Source organism: Mesorhizobium sp. ES1-3, from assembly GCF_020164795.1.
Taxonomy (GTDB): Bacteria; Pseudomonadota; Alphaproteobacteria; order Rhizobiales; family Rhizobiaceae; genus Mesorhizobium.
In genome coordinates, this window is sequence record NZ_JAIUGW010000012.1 from 25,203 (window position 1) to 40,484 (window position 15,282).

The following is a 15,282-nucleotide window of genomic DNA, read 5'->3' on the forward strand; positions in this document are numbered from 1 at the left end:
GGTCGCCGGCATAAAGACCGGCTTGTGTAACGCACCGTGAGAGGCGCGGTGCATCGGAGGAAGTAAGCGTAATGAAGACCCTCGTCAAACTGTTCTGCGGCGCCGCCCTCGCGGCCGTCGCCATCGCGCCGGCATCGGCCAAGGACCTCAACAAGGTCGGCATCTCGGTCGGCCTGCTCGGCAACCCCTTCTTCGTCGCCACCATCAAGGGCATCGAGGATGCGGCCAGGAAGATCAATCCGAAGGTTGAGGTGACATCGGTATCGGCCGACTACGACCTCAACAAGCAGGTCTCGCAGGTCGATTCCTTCATCGCCGCCGGCGTCGACGTGATCATGCTCAACGCGGTCGATGCAAAGGCGATCGCGCCCGCGGTGAAGAAGGCGCAGGCCGCCGGCATCATCGTCGCGGCCTTCGACGTTTCGGCGCCGGGCGCCGACGTCACTGTGATGACCAACAACGTCAAGGCCGGCGAGGAGGCCTGCCAGTATCTGGTCGACCACACCGGGGGCAAAGGCGACTACGTCATCCTCAACGGACCGGCGTCTTCGTCGATCCTGGAGCGGGTGAAGGGCTGCAAGAACGTGCTTGCCCAGCATCCCGACATCAAGATCCTGTCCGACGACCAGAACGCCGAAGGTTCCCGCGACGGTGGCCTGAAAGTGTTCCAGTCGCTGCTTACCCGTTTCGACAAGATCGACGCGGTGTTCGCCATCAACGATCCGACGGCGATCGGCGCCGAACTCGCCGCCAAGCAGCTCAACCGTTCCGAGTTTGTCTTCACAGCGGTCGATGGCGCACCCGATATCGAGAAGGAACTGGCGTCCGGCAAATCGATGATCAAGGCCTCGGCCTCGCAGGATCCTTACGTGATGGCCGGCCAGTCGCTGACCATGGCGGCCGACCTGCTGGCCGGCAAGAAGCCTCAGGAGGCCACGGTGCTGCTCGACCCAAAGCTGATCACCGCCGAGAACCTGAAGGATTACAAGGGCTGGACCGCGGCCCGCTAAGCCTCCCAAGGCTGGTGCGGCCGGGGCGATCCCGGCCGCACCTCTTTCCCACCTCAATGCCCGGAGACGATCATGTCGCGCATCGGAATCCATTCTTTCGTCTGGTCGGCAAGCTCGGCGCAGGACGAGCTCGAACGGACGCTGGCCAATACCAAGGAGGCCGGGTTCGACCTGATCGAATTCTCCTATCTCGACCCTGCCAATGTCGATATCGGCGGGCTTGCCAAGCGCATCGCCGATCTTGATCTCGGCGTCGCGATCAGCATTGGATTGCCCGGTGATGGCGACATTTCGAGCGCCGACAAGACGATCGCCGCGCGCGGCGTCGAGATCCTCAACGACACCATCGCGCTGACGCGCGACCTTGGCGGCAGCAAGGTCGCCGGCATTCTTTCGACCGGCCATGGCCTGCAGGTCGAGGCGCCGACACGCGATCAATGGAACCGCAGCGCGGCAACGCTGGCCAAGGTCGCCGAGACGGCCGAGGCCGCCGGCGTCACGCTCAACCTCGAAATCGTCAACCGCTTCGAGAGCAACCTGCTCAACACCGCCGCGCAGGGCCTGGCGTTCATCGAGGACACCGGGTCGGACAACATCTTCCTGCATCTCGATACGTTCCACATGAACATCGAGGAGGCCGATGTCGGGCTCGCAATCCGCCACGCGGCGGCCAAGATCGGCTATGTCCATATCGGCGAGAGCCATCGCGGCTTCCTCGGCACCGGCAATATCGACTTCGCGGGGATATTCGATGCGCTGACCGCCATCGGCTATGCCGACGATCTCAGCTTCGAATCCTTCTCCTCGGAGATCGTCGACGAGAACCTGTCGAAGAAGACCGCCATCTGGCGTAATCTATGGACCGACAACATGGCGCTCGCCAGGCACGCGCGCGCCTTCATCGGCCTCGGGTTGGAGACGGCGCAACGCAAGGCCGAGCTGGTCTCGGCACGGCACAAGCCGTAGCAACTCCAGTCGGCGCGGGCAGTGGACGGGTCCTGTCCGGATGCGCGGTCGCGCCTGTTTCGCATGGCACGGCATTGCTCCCGTCATGTGCATCGGCTACCCGACCTCGAACATATCAAGCGAACGGAGCCCCGGCATGACGAACAAGACCATCTTCAAATTCGGCGCGGTCGAGCACGCGGAAGCCGGCGATCTGCCCGGCTGGATCGTGGTCGAGGGCCAACCGACCATGCAGACCGCCGTCCAGCACACGACCGCGGACGGCAAGGTGATGTCGGGAACCTGGCGGGCGTCGCCCGGCACCTATCACGCGACCTACACCGATTATGAGTTCGTGCACATGATCGCCGGCCGCATCATCATCACGCCGGACGGCGGCACGCCGGTCGAGGTCGGCCCCGGCGACGCTTTCGTGGTGGAAGCCGATTTCAAGGGCACCTGGAAGATTATCGAGCCGGTGACCAAGCATTTCGTCGTCCGGGTCGGCTGAGCCGGCCTGGTCGCACTTGAAGCATGAAAAATCCCGCCATGGTGGGGAGCACGGCCAGCTTTGCGTACATTGCGGCATAGCCGGAGACGGAAGCTCTTGCCGGGCTGACCATGTCTTGGGCGATGTTCAAATCCGCAATCTGCGTGACGCGTGGCTGCGCGGATTCGAGACGCTTGGCCTGCGCTTGCGCCATTCCGAGAAAGTTGCGCTCGACTTTGCCCGCAGGATTGCCAGCTCCGTGCACCGCTCTATCCCAAGAACTACAGGGCGCCGGTCGCGATCACCGTGATCGCGCTTGCAGTCTCGATCATCTTCCCGCTGACGGGGCTGGCAATCGTGGCCTTCGCCGTCATCAACTTCTTGGTGCCCAAGCGGTTCAAGGAGGCAGGCCTACAGCCGGCGGGTGCCTGACCCTTAGCAATAAAAGGCGGCTGGCGCGACGCGGGCCAGCCGCCTTCGTTCCCGGGCAGATCAGTCCGAACCGCTCGGATCGAGCATGCCAAAGATCGAGACCAGGAGGATGGCGGTGAGCCCGAGGCCGATTTCGATCAGCGTGCCTGTCCGGATTGCAGCGATGGCGGATGTACGGTTGCGGCCGATGCGCGGCACGAACCAGTAGCGGTTGAGGATCGCCAACGCCGTCATGACGAACACAACAGCGATCTTTGCGGTCAACAGTGTCTGATAGGTCGAAGTCCAGCCGAGCGGCTGCCAGCCGAGGATGAAGAGCCTGTTGCCCATGCCGGAGAGGATCGCCAGCGCGACGGCCCAGTGGCCGGCCGTCGAAAAACGGCGAAGTGCCGCAGTCGCATCCCTCTGAAACGGTGCCTGGCCGAATCTGGCAAGCACGAGAAGCAGCGGCAGGAGCGCTCCAAACCACGCCCCTGCGGAGAGGACGTGCAGCACATCGTTAAGTGGGTGCAGGATGCCTTGCCAGCCATCCTGCATAACGGCATGGCCACCGAGCGCCAGCGTGGCCAATGCCAGGCCTGACGTCGCGGCCGTCACCTTCGGTGCGAGGCCAGGGGAAGCGCATTGCGCGATCGCCAGCACGCTGGCGCCGAACAACTGCCCCAGCCATGCTTTGCCGACAGTAGTCGAAGCAAGGATATCGCTCAGCACCGTGGTGTTGATGGCGTCCGGCCAGCCGTCGCCGATCATCGCGGCTTGCAACGGCAGGACGAGGCATGTTGTGACCAGGGTTAGGCTGGCCGCGGCAAGGCGAAAGATCATCAACCTGCCCGCGACCGGCTCCGCCACGGATTGCGGCACGAGTACCGCAAGATAGGCGAAGGCGCCCCACAGTGCCATCAGCGAGCTGTCGTGCACGAAGCGGCATGCCGCAAGCAGCACTTCCGGGCTCATGGGTCAGGCCAGCGGCACAGGGATGGAACGTAGATCATGGGAAAAAGCGCAGGCGGAGATGCCGAAGCACCTCCGCCATTCGCGCTCAAGGCTTCACGGTGAACTTGTAGTCGCCGTGGGTCTTATGGCCATCTTGCGAGAGCGCGTGCCATTCGACCTTGTAGGCGCCCGCACCGAGTCCGGCGGGGAGATTGACCATGAACGTCTTTTCGCCGTCCATAAGCATGTCGCCGTCGGTCTTGATCTCCTTCTTGTCCGGCCCAGTGACCTTCACGCCGGTAAACTTCAGATTGAGCTCCTCACTGAACTTGAGGTCGAGTTCGGTGGGGGCCTCTTTGACCGTGCCGTTGACCGGGGGTTGCGCAGCTTCGAGATGGGCGTGCGCATAAGCGACAGCTGAGAGCGTGACAGAGGAGAGAGCCGCAAAGGCGGCGGAGAGAATGATCTTGCGCATGATTTTTATTCCTTGTGTTCAGGTGGCCGTGGCTCAGCCCAATGAAATCGTGAATTGAATCTTGTGATTTGCCCCGCCGTCAAGCCCGGACAGGCTTTCAGCAAAAGCAGACAAAGGTGATTAGGAACACCGTGGCCTGCCTCATCTACGGCATCGTAGCGCCTCTGTCTCGCGGGGATTTGGGTCTTTTCGTCTTGCGGCAGGCCTGCCCGAAAGTCTGTAGGTCTGCGAAATTTGCCGTACTAATCTTCAGAAAATAGTACGACGGCAAAATCACTAACTCATTGAAAGAATTGGTGATCCCGACAGGAATCGAACCTGTGACCTACAGATTAGGAATCTGCCGCTCTATCCTACTGAGCTACGGGACCACGCGGCCCGACACATAGCCGCTTCGGACCGTTTCGCCAAGAGGCCGGCCGAACGCAATTCGTCCCGGCCTTTACATGACCGGCATCAGGCGGCTAGCGCCGTCTCCGCCAGTTTCACCCAATAGCTCATGCCATGCGGGATGGCTTCGTCGTTGAAGTCATAGGCCGGGTTGTGGAGACCGGCGGTCTCGCCATTGCCGATGAAGATGAAGGCGCCGGGCCGGGCTTCCAGCATGTAGGAGAAATCCTCGCCGCCCATCACCGGCTGGATCGCGCGGTGCACCTGGGCATCGCCCGCCACGTCGGCGGCCACATCGCTGGCGAACACCGTTTCATCCGCATGGTTGAACGTCACCGGGTAGTTCGCGTCGTAATCGACTTCGATCGTCGCGCCATAGGCGGTGGCCAGCCCCGCGCAGATCGCGCGGATCCGCTCTTCCGATTTCTTGGCCACTTCCTTCTTCAGCGTGCGCACGGTGCCGGCGATCTCGGCCGATTCAGGGATGATGTTGTAGGCGTCGCCCGCGTGGAACTTGGTCACCGACACCACCACGGCCTCGACCGGGTCGGTGCTGCGCGAGGCGATCGTCTGCAAGGCGCCGACCAGTTGGCTGGCGATGACGATCGGGTCGATCGTGCCGTGCGGCATCGCCGCATGGCCGCCCTTGCCTTTCACGGTGATGGTGAATTCGGCCGTCGCCGCCATGATCGGGCCCGGACGGATGGCGAACTGGCCGACCGGCAGGCCCGGCATGTTGTGCATGCCGAACACTTTCGCGATATCGAAGCGCTCCATCATGCCGTCCTTGACCATCTCGTTGCCGCCGCCGCCACCTTCTTCCGCCGGCTGGAAGATCACCGCCACGGAGCCGGCGAAATTGCGCGTCTCGGCGAGATATTTCGCCGCACCGAGCAGCATCGCGGTGTGGCCATCATGGCCGCAGGCATGCATCTTGCCCGGAACGGTCGACGCGTAGGGCTTGCCCGTGATCTCCTTGAGCGGCAGTGCATCCATGTCGGCGCGCAACCCGATCGTGGGGCCTTCTCCCTGACGGCCGCGGATGATGCCGACGACGCCCGTCTTGCCGAGGCCAGTCACCACGTCGTCGCAGCCAAACTCCTTCAGCTTTTCGGTGACGAAGGCCGCCGTCTTGAAGACATCGAAGTTCAGTTCTGGCGTCTGGTGCAGATGCTGTCGCCAGCCGGCGACTTCGTCCTGCATTTCGGCGGCGCGGTTCAGGATTGGCATGATGTTTCCATTTCGTTGTTGGTGCAGCCGGCTTCAGCCCGGTGTTGTGCAATTATGCCCGGTGCTTTGCAATTGTGCCCAGTGCTTGCAAATGTGATTGTCAGGCGCTTTGCCATGTTGGCGTCACATAGGGTAAATAGCACCGCAATAATGCGGTCCGGTTTTTGAGGGTCGGATCCTTATGCTGGCGGTCACGTAACGAAATCTTACGGAGCCAGGGGCAATCAGGGCAAGAGGCGATTTCGGATTCGATCATGCGGCACAGGCATTTCCTCAAACTATTCCCGGCTGGCGCAATCTTGCTGTCGGCCCTGGCTGGGCCGGCGCTGGCCAATCCGGTGGTGGTCTTCGACCTCAAGAGCGGCCAGATCCTGCAGCATCAGGATGCGTTCAAGCGCTGGTACCCGGCCTCGCTCAGCAAGCTGATGACCGCCTATGTGACCTTCCGGGCGATCGCGGCCGGGGAAGTCCAGCTCGATTCGCCGATCAAGGTGACCAAACACTCCGCCGGCGAACCGCCGAGCAAGATGGGCTTCAAGCCGGGCTCGGTGATACGGCTCGACAATGCGCTGAAGATGATGCTGGTCAAATCGGCCAACGACATCGCCATGGCGGTCGGCGAGAATGTCGGCGGCTCGCAGGCAGCCTTCGCCGAAAGGATGAACGCCGAGGCGGCCCGGCTCGGCATGAACGGCACCCATTTCGTCAACCCGAACGGCCTTTACTCGCCCGACCAGTACACGACGGCGCGCGACCTCTCGATCCTGGTGATGGCGATCCGTCGCGAATTCCCGCAATATGCGCCGTGGTTCTCGATCGAGGGGCTCGCGGTCGGCAAGAAGGCCATTCCGAACTACAATCTCTTGATCGGCCGTTATCCCGGCGCCGACGGCATGAAGACCGGCTTTGTCTGCCCGTCCGGCTTCAACATGATCGGTTCGGCGACGCGCAACGGGCGCACGCTGGTGGCGGTCGTGCTCGGCGAGAAGTCGGCGGTCAGCCGTGCCGAAGCGGCGGCGAAACTGCTCGATGAGGGCTTTGGCGCGCCTGCCGCCGGGTCGACCACCATCGCCACGCTCGCCCCCTACGGCGATCTTGTCTCGCCCAACGACATGCATGACGAGGTTTGCAAGAAGAAGACGAAGGCGGAGCAGTCCGAGGCGCCGCCGGCCACCGCCGGCAAGGACGTGCCGAAATCACCCTATCAGGAGAAGCTCGACCATGTGCCGACGCTGGTTGCCGTCGGCCTCGGCGGCGCCACTGGTCCGGCGCCGAAAGCGATCCTCGACGAGGGCGGCCAGGAATATGCCGACGTGCCGATCCCGACCTGGCGGCCTGACAAGCCTGTACCGGCCGGCACCGGCCCGAAAGTCGCGGGTGCCGCCGCGCAAGGCGACCAGCCGGCCAAGGTCGCGAACTAACCCGATGGGTGGTTTCCCGATTCCCGTCTCGGTGCTGACCGGCTTCCTCGGGGCCGGCAAGACGACATTGCTCAACCGGCTCCTGAAGGATCCGGCGCTGGCCGACACTGCGGTCATCATCAACGAGTATGGCGAGGTGGCGATCGATCATCTGCTGGTCGAACAGGCCTCCGACGGCATCATCCAGCTTTCCGACGGTTGCCTGTGCTGCACGGTGCGCGGCGAACTTGTCGACACGCTGGCCGACCTGGTCGACCGACTGCAGACCGGCCGTATCGCCCGGCTTGCCCGCGTCATCGCCGAGACCACGGGACTGGCCGACCCGGCGCCTGTGCTGCAGTCGATAATGGCCCATCCGGCGCTGGTCCACGCTTTTAGGCTCGACGGCGTCATCACCTTGGTCGATGCTGTCAACGGTGGTGCGACGCTCGATGCGCATGTCGAGGCGGTCAAGCAGGTCGCGGTGGCCGACCGCATCGTGCTCTCCAAGGCCGACCTGGTCACCGATCGCGGCGACCTCGAAACGCTGCGGGCGCGCTTGCGGCAGATCAATCCCGGGGCTCAGCTGCTCGATGTCGTGGAGACGAAAACCGGGGTGGCGGCACTGTTCGACTGCGGCCTCTACAATCCGGCGACCAAGTCCGCCGACGTGCGGCGTTGGCTCGGCGAAGAGGCCGCGCATGACCACGACCATGATGGCCACGATCATGGAAGGCACGAGCATGACCATGCCCATCGCCACGATCAGCGCGTAAAAACCCATTCGCTGGTGCATGACGGGCCGGTGCCGTTTTCAGCCATCGAGATGTTCCTCGATCTCCTGCGCTCGACCCATGGCGAGCACTTGCTGCGGATGAAGGGCGTCATCGAATTGCAGGAGGATCCGTCGCGGCCGCTGGTCGTGCATGGCGTGCAGAAGATCCTGCATCCGCCGGTGCGGTTGCCATCCTGGCCGGACAGCCAGCGCGGCACGCGGCTGGTGTTGATCACGCTCGACATGCCGGAAGACTATGTGCGCCGGCTGTTCGCCGCCTTCACCAACCGGCCATCAGTCGACACGCCCGACCGGGCGGCGCTGGAAAACAATCCGTTGGCGATCGCCGGGCTGTAAATTTTTCGATTATTGCTCGCCGCGCTCGACCAGAAAGCGATGGCCGCCTGAAACCGACGCTGTTTCAATCAACTGGTGGCCGGCATCCGAGCAGAAGGCGGGGATGTCGATGACGGCCAGCGGGTCGGTGGTTTCCAGCCAGAGCCGGCTGCCTGGCTGCATGCCGGCCAGCCGCTTCTTCGCCTTCAGCACGGGCAGAGGGCAGTTCAGCCCCTTCAGATCATAGACGGTGTCGCTGGTCACGGCGATCAGCCGCCGAACATGCCGAGCAACTTGTTCTTCAGCTTCGTCACCCGGCTTTCGTCCGCGCTGGCGGCCTGCGTTTCGGCCGGCTGGGCTTCCGTCGGAGCAGCGATGGTCGCGGTGGCGACGGGAGCTTCCTTGGCGGCCTTGGCCGCAATCTTGGCGTTCTTGGCCGCTTCCTTTTCGGCCAGCGCCTGGGCCTTGGCGGCTTGCTTTTCTGCCAATGCCTGTGCCTTGGCCTGCTTGGCGGCCTCGATCGCCGCCAGCCTCTGCTCCTCGGCCTTCTGCTTGGCGGCCTTTTCGGCGTCGAGCGCGGCCATCTTGCGGCCGGCTGGCGAATCGATGCGGCCCATGCGCGCCGTCTCGGTCACCGAACCGTCGGTGTTGAGCGACGGCGGATCGATCGGCACGCGCTCGCCACGAGCCCGGCGCTTGGACCAGTCGGAGACGATGCTGGCTTCCTTGATGCCGGCAATCGTCGGCTTGGGTGGCGGCACGCTGGCCTTGAGCGCACTGTTGAAGGCCGCGTCATAGGTGCTTTGATAGGCGTTGTAGGCGCTCTTCAGCGAATCCGGCTGGGTGGTCGCCGGGCAGGGGCCGGTCGGATTGAAGGTCTGCCCATCGGCGGCCACCTGATTGAAGACGTAGCGCTTCTCGCAGACATCGACCTTCGGCGGCACCTTGGTGACCTCGAAATTGTCGTAGCCGACCTTGAGCATCTTCCAGAATTCGTAATTCGGGTCGTTGCGGTAGCGCGCCATATTGGCGGCGGTCATGCGGAACGGAAAAGCCTGGATCTGGAACTCGGTCTGGCCGCCCTGGAAGGCGTCACGGCCGAAGGCGTAGATCTGCTCGATCTGTGCGTCGGTCATCGAATAGCAGCCCGATGACGAGCAGGCGCCATGGACCATCAGATTCTGGCCGGTGCGGCCGTTGGCACGATCATAGGCGTTGGGAAAGCCGATGTTGAACGACAAATGGTAGTTCGAGCGCGGATTCATCTGCGACGGGCGCACCGTGTAAAAACCTTCCGGCGCCTGGCGGTCGCCCTCGGTGTATTTCGGCCCGAGCTTGCCCGACCATTTGCAGATGTCATAGCTCGCCACCATGTCGTAGCGGCCGTTGGTCTTGGCCTTCCAGATCTCGAGCTTGCCTTCTTCCTTGAAGATGCGCGCCATCACCGAGGAGGTGCGGACCATGCCCTTGGCCCTCATGTCGGCGAGGATCTTGTCCGGCAGCGGCTTGTTGGCTTCCGGGGCAAAGTCCTTCATCGACGAATCATTGCAGCCCGCGACGGCTATCGAGGCGGCAAGGACTCCAGTACGGGCAAGCTTGGCAAACATGGATAAGTCTATGTCTTTTCCCGGGCCAATGGCTTCGAAACGGCCAAACCCCGCATGCTGAACACCGACGGAACGTAAGCCCGTTAACCTTGAAAATTCCTTACCGCAAGGCGCGGCCGATCCATCACGGTGATTTCATTGAACCGAATGGGGCGGCATTTTTGTGGCGAAATTGCTCATCGCCGCCACATTGCTGCGGGCAGAGCGCTCCCGGCAACGTTGTTCCGCCGCCCAAGAAGCGTCAGAGGCTGCGGCCCATCGCCAGATATTTCTCGCGGCGCTGTTCGCGGAAATCGGTGTTGGCGCCGGCAAACTCCCTCATCGTCTTGGCGATGAGGTCGCCGGTCGCGGCAATCACCGTTTCGGGCGCGCGCTGGGCACCGCCCATCGGCTCGGGGATGATGGCGTCGATGATCTTTAGTTCCAGCAGATCCTGGGCGGTGATCTTCATGTTGGTCGCCGCGTCCTTGGAGCGCGTCGTGTCGCGCCACAGGATGGAGGCGGCGCCTTCAGGCGAAATCACCGAATAGATAGCGTGTTCGAGCATGTAGACGCGGTTGGCGGTGGCGATCGCGATGGCGCCGCCCGAACCGCCTTCGCCGATGACCACCGAGATCGACGGCACTTTCAGCCCAAGGCAAGCCGAGGTCGAGCGGGCGATGGCTTCGGCTTGGCCGCGCTCCTCGGCGCCGACGCCGGGATAGGCGCCGGCCGTGTCGACCAGCGTCAGCAGCGGGATCTTGAAACGATCGGCAAGCTCCATCAGCCGCACCGCCTTGCGATAGCCTTCGGGGCGCACGGAGCCGAAATTGTGCTTGAGGCGGCTCGCCGTGTCCGAGCCCTTTTCCTGGCCGAGGATTGCGATGGGTTCGCCGCGGAAACGGGCAAAACCGCCGACGATCGCCTGGTCCTCGCCGAAGTTGCGGTCGCCGGCGAGCGGCGTGAAGTCGCTGAACAGGCCTTTGATGTAGTCGACGCAGTGCGGCCGGTCGGAGTGGCGCGCCACCTGCACCTTCTGCCACGGCGTCAGCGCCTTGTAGAGTTCGCGCAGCGCATCGCGCGAGCGCTTCTCGAGCCTGGTGATCTCATCGGCGACATCGACCGCCTCGCCGTTCTCGGCAAGCTTCTTGAGCTCGAGGATCTTGAGCTCAAGATCCTGCACCGGCTTTTCGAAATCGAGGTAATTGTACATGCTTGAGCGGACCGATGCGTCGGAAGGCAATGACTGCGGAACCGTTGAAACCAAGGCTCCGGGCGGTGAAATGTCGTTCTCACATAACGATATGAGGCCTAGTCGGCAAGCGGATGATGATCGTTGACCAGCCGCACCAGCCGCTCCTCCAGCACATGGGTGTAAATCTGCGTCGTCGATATGTCGGCATGACCGAGCAACTGCTGCACGGCCCTGAGATCGGCGCCGTTCTGCAGGAGATGGCTGGCGAAGGCATGGCGCAACACGTGCGGCGAGATCTTGGCCGAGGCGATGCCGGCGCGCGCCGCCAGGCCTTTCAGATCGCGAGCAAAGACCTGGCGCGAGAGATAGCCGCTGTCGGATGTCGCCGGGAACAGGAACGGGCTGTCGGCGAAGGCAGGTAGCTTGGCCCGAGCGTCAAGCCAGCTCCGCATCGCCGCGCGCGCCTTGGCCGACAGCGGCACCATGCGTTCCTTGTCGCCCTTGCCGCGCACCATGAAGAAACGGTCGTCGCGTTGCGCCACCGTCACCGGCAGACCGACCAGTTCGGAAACGCGCAGACCCGTTGCGTAGAGCACTTCGACCAGCGCATGCAGGCGCAACGCCGCCAGCCTGTCGGCGTGGCCGAGCCCGGCATCGCCGGCTTCGTGCGCGGCGCGGTCGATCAGCCGGCCGGTTTCGGCCTCGCTCATCGTCTTGGGCAGAGGGCGGCCCTTTTTCGGGCTGTCCAGCGTCCCGGTCGGGTCGTCGCCGCGCAGGCCTTCGGCATAGAGGAACTTGAAGAATTGGCGGATCGCCGACAGTTTGCGCGCTTGTGACGCCGGCGCGAAGCCGCGCGCGGCGATGTCGTCGAGATAGGCCCTGATATCGGCGGCACCTGCGCGGGCAAGTCCGCCATCGATCCCGTCGGAAGCAGCCTCCAGATCGCGGCGATAGGAGGAAAGCGTGTTCTCGGCCGCTCCCCGCTCGGCGCTCATCATTTCCAGGAAGGCCTCGATACGGGCGGCGCTGTTCATGTCCTTGAGGCGGTCCGAGTCAGTTTTTTGGGATTCAGTTTTTCTTGGGATTGAGCTTTTCCGGCGGAATACGCACGCTCATTTCCGCCTTTTTCGGCTCGACGAACATCACCAGAGCGAACATCGTACCATAGGCAATGCCGGCCAGAATCGCTGCTATCACGACAAAGCGAAACAGTGTCGGCATTAATTCTCGCCCGTCTTTTTGTTCTGCGTTTCCAAACCCTGTGCCCTTATGGGACGCCAATCCGGCCAATTCAAGGAAGAAGCGGGCCCCTGTTAGCAACTTCTGATGCAAGCGTCGCTCCGTCCATATCGGGCCAAGGCACTCGGCACGCTTGACGCAAACCGGCTTTTCATGTCGATACGCCGGCAAAGAGGGCCCAAGAAACAGCTGATGAACGCGCTACAGGCAAATCCTCCAGGCGAGACCCATGCCGCGCTGCTTGGCCGGCTGGGCGGTCGGTCCATTGTCTTTGTCGGGCTGATGGGCGCCGGCAAGACCGCGATCGGCCGCAAGGTGTCGACGATGCTTTCGCTGCCCTTCATCGACAGCGACCAGGAGATCGAGAGCGTGTCGCGGATGACCGTTCCGGACCTGTTCGAGCGCTATGGCGAGACCGAGTTCCGGGCGCTGGAACAGCGAGTCATCCTGCGCGTGCTTGAAAACGGCCCGCAGGTTCTGTCGACCGGAGGCGGTGCCTTCATGAACGCGCAGACGCGCGAGGCCATCGCCGCGCACGGCGTGTCGGTGTGGCTGAAGGCCGAGCTCGACCTTCTGATGGACCGCGTTTCCAAGAAGCAGAACCGGCCGCTTTTGAAAAGCGCCGATCCCCGCGCGGTACTTGAGCGGCTGATGGGGGAACGCTATCCGGTCTATGCCACCGCTGACATCACCGTGCCGACCCGCGACGATCGCAAGGAGGTCATCGCTGCCGAGGTGGTCGAGGCGCTGTGCCGGCATTTCGGCATCGATGCGATAGCCGCGACCGGCGAGGTCGATTCATGAGCACGGATCAGCCAGTCACCGTCGAAGTCGGTCTCGGCGACAGGGCCTACGACATATTGATCGGCGCCGGCCTGCTGTCGCGCGCCGGCGCCGAGATTTCGCGGCGGCTGCCGGGCACACGCGCCGCCGTCGTGACCGACGAGAACGTCGCCGCCGCGCATCTCGATGCGCTGAAGGCCGGGCTTGAGAAGGGTGGCATCCAGCCGGCCGTCATCACGATGCCGCCTGGCGAGAAGACCAAGAGCTTTGCCCATCTGGAGGCGGTGGTCGATGGTGTCCTGGCGGCAAGGCTGGAGCGCGGCGACGTCGTCATCGCGCTTGGCGGTGGCGTCATCGGCGATCTCACCGGCTTTGCCGCGGGCATCGTGCGGCGGGGCATGAATTTCGTGCAGGTTCCGACCTCGCTGCTGGCGCAGGTCGATTCCTCGGTCGGCGGCAAGACCGGCATCAACAGCCCGCGCGGCAAGAACCTCGTCGGTGTCTTCCTCCAGCCCAGGCTGGTGCTGGCCGATACCGAAGTGCTCGACACGCTGCCGATCCGCGAATTCCGCGCCGGCTATGCCGAGCTTGCCAAATACGGGCTGATCGACCGGCCGCAATTCTTCGCCTGGCTGGAAGCGAACTGGGAAAAGGTGTTCGCTGGCGGACCGGAGCGGGTCGAGGCCATTGCCGAGGCCTGCCGCGCCAAGGCCGATGTGGTTGCCCGCGACGAGTTCGAGACCGGTGACCGCGCCTTGCTCAACCTCGGCCATACGTTCGGACACGCGCTCGAAGCCGCCACGCAGTATGATGGAACCCGCCTCGTCCATGGCGAGGGGGTCGCCATCGGCATGGCGCTGGCGCACCGGTTCTCGTCGCGGCTCAATCTCGCCAGCCCCGACGACGCGGCCCGCGTCGAGGCACATCTGCGTGCCGTCGGGCTGCCGTGGCGGATGGCCGATATCCCGGGCGACTTGCCCGATGCCGAGGCCCTGCTTTCATTCATCACGCAGGACAAGAAGGTGTCGCGCGGGGCGCTGACCTTCATTCTGACGCGCGGCATCGGCCAGGCCTTCATCGCCAAGGACGTACCGGCCTCGGAAGTGCTGTCGTTCCTCGGGGAAAACCATCCAGCCAGCCGGAAAGCCGGCTGAGATGGACAATGGCTGGATCGTCGTCGCCGTCCTTGCCATCCTCGTCCTGCTGGTCGTTGCCGTGCGCACACGCCTGCTTGCCATGTTCGGCTATGAGCTGTCGCGCATCGAGCCGCAGCGCTCGAGCCAGGACGAATTGCGCGGCGCGGTCGACGATTTTCGCCGCGACGGACAGGTTGTGCGCGAGGATCGCGACCGTATCGGCGGACTGTTCGACCTCGAAGAGCTCGAAGTGTCCGACGTCATGGTCCACCGCACCAACATGCGCTCGGTCAATGCCGACAATGCGCCGGAGGCGGTGGTGCGCGAGATCCTGCAGAGCCCGCACACCCGCATGCCGCTCTGGAAAGGCTCGCTCGACAATATCGTCGGCGTGCTGCACGCCAAGGATCTGCTGCGTGCACTGAACGAGGTCGGCAACGATTTTTCGCAAATCGACGTGATGAAGATCGCGTCAAAACCCTGGTTCGTGCCCGACACCACGACCTTGCAGGAACAGCTCAACGCGTTCCTGCGCCGCAAGGCTCATTTCGCCGTCGTCGTCGACGAATATGGCGAGGTCGAGGGGCTGGTGACGCTGGAGGACATCATCGAGGAGATCGTCGGCGAGATCGCCGACGAGCATGATGTCGACATCCAGGGCGTCAAGCAGGAGGCGGACGGTTCCGTCGTCGTCGAAGGCACGGTGCCGATCCGCGACCTCAACCGGGCGCTCGACTGGAACCTGCCGGACGAGGAGGCGACCACCATCGCCGGCCTCGTCATCCACGAGGCGCAATCGATCCCCGAGGAGAAGCAGGCCTTTACGTTCCACGGCAAGCGCTTCGTCGTCATGAAACGCGACAAGAACCGGATTGCCAGGGTCAGGATCAGGCCAGCCGGCGACAGTTAGACTAGAGCCGCCGCCTT

Annotated in this window: 17 protein-coding genes and 1 tRNA gene; 9 read left to right on the forward strand and 9 right to left on the reverse strand. The window is 63.5% G+C overall.

The features are described 5' to 3' along the window. The first annotated feature begins 71 nt into the window (after window positions 1-71). The 4 genes from LB536_RS17560 (at window position 72) to LB536_RS31130 (ending at window position 2,877) form a co-directional block, all read left to right on the forward strand. Window positions 72-1,010, forward strand: a complete 939-nt coding sequence (locus LB536_RS17560; RefSeq protein WP_224594927.1) for an ABC transporter substrate-binding protein — start codon at window positions 72-74, stop codon at window positions 1,008-1,010. 72 nt (window positions 1,011-1,082) lie between these two features. Next, the gene (locus LB536_RS17565) at window positions 1,083-1,976 is read left to right on the forward strand and encodes a sugar phosphate isomerase/epimerase family protein (RefSeq protein WP_224594932.1); all 894 of its coding nucleotides are present in this window, start codon (window positions 1,083-1,085) and stop codon (window positions 1,974-1,976) included. A 136-nt stretch (window positions 1,977-2,112) separates the two neighbouring features. Then, on the forward strand, window positions 2,113-2,466 hold the full coding sequence (locus LB536_RS17570; protein WP_224594934.1) for a cupin domain-containing protein: 354 nt from the start codon (window positions 2,113-2,115) through the stop codon (window positions 2,464-2,466). Between the two features lie 285 nt (window positions 2,467-2,751). After that, the gene (locus LB536_RS31130; RefSeq protein WP_263489155.1) at window positions 2,752-2,877 is read left to right on the forward strand and encodes a hypothetical protein; all 126 of its coding nucleotides are present in this window, start codon (window positions 2,752-2,754) and stop codon (window positions 2,875-2,877) included. Window positions 2,878-2,937: 60 nt separating this feature from the next. Here the strand turns inward: LB536_RS31130 and copD are convergent, their stop codons facing one another. From copD to LB536_RS17590, 4 genes are all read right to left on the reverse strand, one after another. After that, window positions 2,938-3,831, reverse strand: coding sequence for a copper homeostasis membrane protein CopD (copD, locus tag LB536_RS17575; protein WP_224594938.1), 894 nt, complete (start codon window positions 3,829-3,831; stop codon window positions 2,938-2,940). A gap of 85 nt (window positions 3,832-3,916) precedes the next feature. Continuing rightward, window positions 3,917-4,285, reverse strand: a complete 369-nt coding sequence (gene copC, locus LB536_RS17580) for a copper homeostasis periplasmic binding protein CopC (RefSeq protein ID WP_210241176.1) — start codon at window positions 4,283-4,285, stop codon at window positions 3,917-3,919. Window positions 4,286-4,579: 294 nt separating this feature from the next. Beyond that, window positions 4,580-4,656: transfer RNA gene (locus tag LB536_RS17585), tRNA-Arg, on the reverse strand. An 85-nt stretch (window positions 4,657-4,741) separates the two neighbouring features. Next, entirely contained in the window at window positions 4,742-5,905 is a 1,164-nt protein-coding gene (locus tag LB536_RS17590; RefSeq protein WP_224594939.1) for a M20 aminoacylase family protein, read from the reverse strand. A gap of 254 nt (window positions 5,906-6,159) precedes the next feature. On the opposite strand from LB536_RS17590, the gene LB536_RS17595 reads away from it, so the two are divergent. Next, window positions 6,160-7,326: a D-alanyl-D-alanine carboxypeptidase family protein gene (locus LB536_RS17595; protein ID WP_224594942.1), complete on the forward strand. Its 1,167-nt coding sequence runs from the start codon at window positions 6,160-6,162 to the stop codon at window positions 7,324-7,326. 4 nt (window positions 7,327-7,330) lie between these two features. Continuing rightward, window positions 7,331-8,437, forward strand: a complete 1,107-nt coding sequence (locus LB536_RS17600) for a CobW family GTP-binding protein (RefSeq protein ID WP_224594945.1) — start codon at window positions 7,331-7,333, stop codon at window positions 8,435-8,437. Between the two features lie 9 nt (window positions 8,438-8,446). Here LB536_RS17600 and LB536_RS17605 read toward each other — a convergent pair whose 3' ends face one another. The 5 genes from LB536_RS17605 to LB536_RS17625 form a co-directional block, all read right to left on the reverse strand. After that, window positions 8,447-8,680 (reverse strand): sulfurtransferase TusA family protein, encoded by a 234-nt coding sequence (locus LB536_RS17605; protein ID WP_224594948.1) that lies wholly within the window; start codon window positions 8,678-8,680, stop codon window positions 8,447-8,449. 5 nt (window positions 8,681-8,685) lie between these two features. Further along, complete coding sequence (locus tag LB536_RS17610) at window positions 8,686-10,023, reverse strand: murein L,D-transpeptidase family protein (protein ID WP_224594951.1); 1,338 nt, start codon at window positions 10,021-10,023, stop codon at window positions 8,686-8,688. Between the two features lie 241 nt (window positions 10,024-10,264). Then, a complete protein-coding gene (locus tag LB536_RS17615; RefSeq protein ID WP_140754389.1) occupies window positions 10,265-11,215 on the reverse strand; it encodes an acetyl-CoA carboxylase carboxyltransferase subunit alpha in 951 nt (316 codons plus the stop codon). Window positions 11,216-11,313: 98 nt separating this feature from the next. Next, window positions 11,314-12,231: a site-specific tyrosine recombinase XerD gene (locus LB536_RS17620; RefSeq protein ID WP_224594954.1), complete on the reverse strand. Its 918-nt coding sequence runs from the start codon at window positions 12,229-12,231 to the stop codon at window positions 11,314-11,316. Between the two features lie 34 nt (window positions 12,232-12,265). Then, the gene (locus LB536_RS17625; RefSeq protein ID WP_135902374.1) at window positions 12,266-12,418 is read right to left on the reverse strand and encodes a histidine kinase; all 153 of its coding nucleotides are present in this window, start codon (window positions 12,416-12,418) and stop codon (window positions 12,266-12,268) included. A 210-nt stretch (window positions 12,419-12,628) separates the two neighbouring features. Between LB536_RS17625 and LB536_RS17630 the strand changes: the two genes are divergently transcribed. The 3 genes from LB536_RS17630 to LB536_RS17640 are packed head-to-tail and all read left to right on the forward strand — an operon-like array spanning window position 12,629 to window position 15,265. Further along, a complete protein-coding gene (locus tag LB536_RS17630) occupies window positions 12,629-13,240 on the forward strand; it encodes a shikimate kinase (RefSeq protein ID WP_224594957.1) in 612 nt (203 codons plus the stop codon). Continuing rightward, window positions 13,237-14,373 carry a 3-dehydroquinate synthase gene (gene aroB / locus LB536_RS17635; RefSeq protein ID WP_224594959.1) on the forward strand — a complete coding sequence of 379 codons (1,137 nt, stop codon included), beginning with the start codon at window positions 13,237-13,239 and terminating at the stop codon, window positions 14,371-14,373. The genes LB536_RS17630 and aroB overlap by 4 nt, the downstream gene beginning before the upstream one ends. A 1-nt stretch (window position 14,374) precedes the next feature. Beyond that, complete coding sequence (locus LB536_RS17640) at window positions 14,375-15,265, forward strand: HlyC/CorC family transporter (RefSeq protein WP_140754379.1); 891 nt, start codon at window positions 14,375-14,377, stop codon at window positions 15,263-15,265. Window positions 15,266-15,282 lie beyond the last annotated feature (17 nt).